Below are 2,097 nucleotides of genomic sequence, written 5' to 3'. Positions count from 1 at the left end.
ATCATCTGGATGCCTTGCTCGGCCATGCCAGCGAGTGCCGCACCCAAACCGTCCAGGCCGTCAGCAATGTTGCTGTTGTGCTGGATATAGGTCTCCGCGGACAGGAAATCCGTGATCCGGTCAACATCGCCATCTTTCAGGATCGTGTTCACAAAGTCGGTGACCAGCGCCTTGTTCTCGGCTGTCTTTTCCAGATCGGTGATCTCAGTCGGACCATCGGTCTGAGTGTGTCCCGAAGGATTTGGCGGTGTAATTGGGGTCAGGTTGTCCCAGTGTTCTGCAACCTTTCCGTCCTCGACGCGGAAGACATCAAAGCCAACCAAGGTGTCTGCACCAAACGCCTGGGCGTTGTTGTAGGTCGTATGCAGGACGACCATATCGCCCTCAGCGATCACCCGGTGGATGTCCACCTCGATCCCGCTTTCCTTAAGACCGGGGATAAACCCCAGGATCGGAGCGGCACCCGTAGGGACGGCAGGGTTGTGCTGGATATAGTCGTTTGCCAGCAGTTGTTCGGCGGCGGTTGCGTCGAAGTTGACGAAAATGGCGGCTACAGCCTCCAATACGAGTTCTTTAGGTGTCATTGTTGTAGTCCTCTTTTGATTTGATTTGACGACATTCACGCTGCGTAGGCTTGCGCCGAGGTGATCGTGAATTCTGTGCCCCACGGGTCGATCTTGCGGCCGGGTGTGAGATTTGCGGGGTCTGCCAACAGCTCAACACTTGCGAGACCAGTGGCCCCAGCAGGGCGCGAGCCTGCTCCCTTGGATTGCCATGCGTTTGTAGCTAGGTGGTGATGATAGCCACCGGACCCGAACCAGCGGGCTGAGGGCAGCTCAAAGGTCTGCACCATAATCAGCTCGTCAGTAACGAACTTCGCCGCTTTGCTCACATCACCGACACGTAAATGAACGTGCCCAATGACTGTGTCCGCGGGTGCGCCTTGCCACTGTGTGGCATCTTCCGTAAGTGATTTCAGATCGAGCGGGTGTGTTGTCATGTTGACGGTATCGCCCTGGCGTTTCCACGTTTCGCGGGGCAGGTCACGATAGATTTCGATGCCGTTTCCTTCGGGATCGTTCAGATAAAGCGCCTCGCTGACACCGTGGTGGGATGCGCCATCCAGGCGAACACCGCGCTCATCCGCGTAGATCAGCCATGCACCGAGGTCTTGTTTGGACGGCAACAGAAATGCCGTGTGAAACAGCCCCGCCTCTTTAGGAAAGGGTTTGGCGTTGCGGTCCTGGCGCAGCTCGATCAGCGTTCCGGCCTCGGTGCCGAGGCGGGCGCTTTCACCGTTGCGTTCGACTAGGCCGAGGCCGATCACGTCTTCATAAAATGTTGCGGTCTTATCCAGATCGCGCACCGTCAGGGCGACCTGACCTATTGAGATGGGGGCGTCTGAAGTTGCCATGTTCTTGTCTCCTGCGATTCAGCTTGAGAGAGACTTAGCGATGGTCTTTCCTCGTTGAAATGGCGATAAAAGAGAGTATGTATCGCCAAATTGGAGACAATCACATGGATCGGATTGATGGGATGCAGAGCTTCGTTGCCGTTGTTGAAGCCGGTTCCTTCGCCGCCGCCGGACAACGGCTTGGCATTTCAAACAAGCTGGTCAGCAAGCGTGTCGCACAGCTCGAAAACATGGTTGGGCTGAATCTTCTCCATCGCACCACCAGGTCTATGTCGCTGACCCACGAGGGGGAGCGATATCTGGAAGGAGCGCGACGAGTGCTGGCTGAGATGGAGCAGTTGGAGACTGAGTTTGACGCTTCAGAGGGCTTGAAGGGCATCGTTCGTGTGGCCGCGCCCCTTACCTATGGCGACACGGCGGTGGCTAAAGCAGCAAGCCGCTTCGTAGAGCAACACCCGAACGTCACGGTCGAATTGGACTTGTCGGATCATTATGCCGATCTGGCCAAGGGCGGTTTCGATATCGCAATACGGATCGGCGCGCTCAGTGACTCCAGTTTGGTCGTTCGCAAGCTTGGTGAAACGCATATGAAAGTCGTCGCGACCCCTTCCTACCTTGAAGAACATGGCGCACCTTCACATCCTGCGGAACTCTCGGACCACATTTGCATTCGAGATGCGAAC

General features: G+C 56.4%; 3 protein-coding genes. 1 reads left to right on the top strand and 2 read right to left on the bottom strand.

What is annotated here, in order from left to right; translation table 11 throughout:
* Both ACR0EZ_RS25850 and ACR0EZ_RS25845 read right to left on the bottom strand, forming a co-directional pair.
* On the bottom strand, positions 1-584 hold a 584-nt coding region (locus ACR0EZ_RS25850; RefSeq protein ID WP_480617703.1), incomplete at its 3' end, for a nuclear transport factor 2 family protein.
* Positions 585-619: 35 nt separating this feature from the next.
* Entirely contained in the window at positions 620-1,414 is a 795-nt protein-coding gene (locus ACR0EZ_RS25845) for a VOC family protein (RefSeq protein ID WP_480617701.1), read from the bottom strand.
* 104 nt (positions 1,415-1,518) lie between these two features.
* On the opposite strand from ACR0EZ_RS25845, the gene ACR0EZ_RS25840 reads away from it, so the two are divergent.
* Positions 1,519-2,097, top strand: a 579-nt coding sequence (locus tag ACR0EZ_RS25840) for a LysR family transcriptional regulator (RefSeq protein ID WP_480617699.1), incomplete at its 3' end; no start/stop codon positions are given.

Source organism: Ruegeria sp. AK4 (genome assembly GCF_056541025.1).
Note: the sequence above shows the minus strand (reverse complement) of the source record. Positions and strands in the feature narration are given on the sequence as shown.

What these genes read in the sequence shown, in the direction of transcription:
- ACR0EZ_RS25845 (WP_480617701.1), bottom strand. Translation starts at nt 1,414, where the DNA reads ATGGCAACTTCAGACGCCCCCATCTCAATAGGTCAGGTCGCCCTGACG.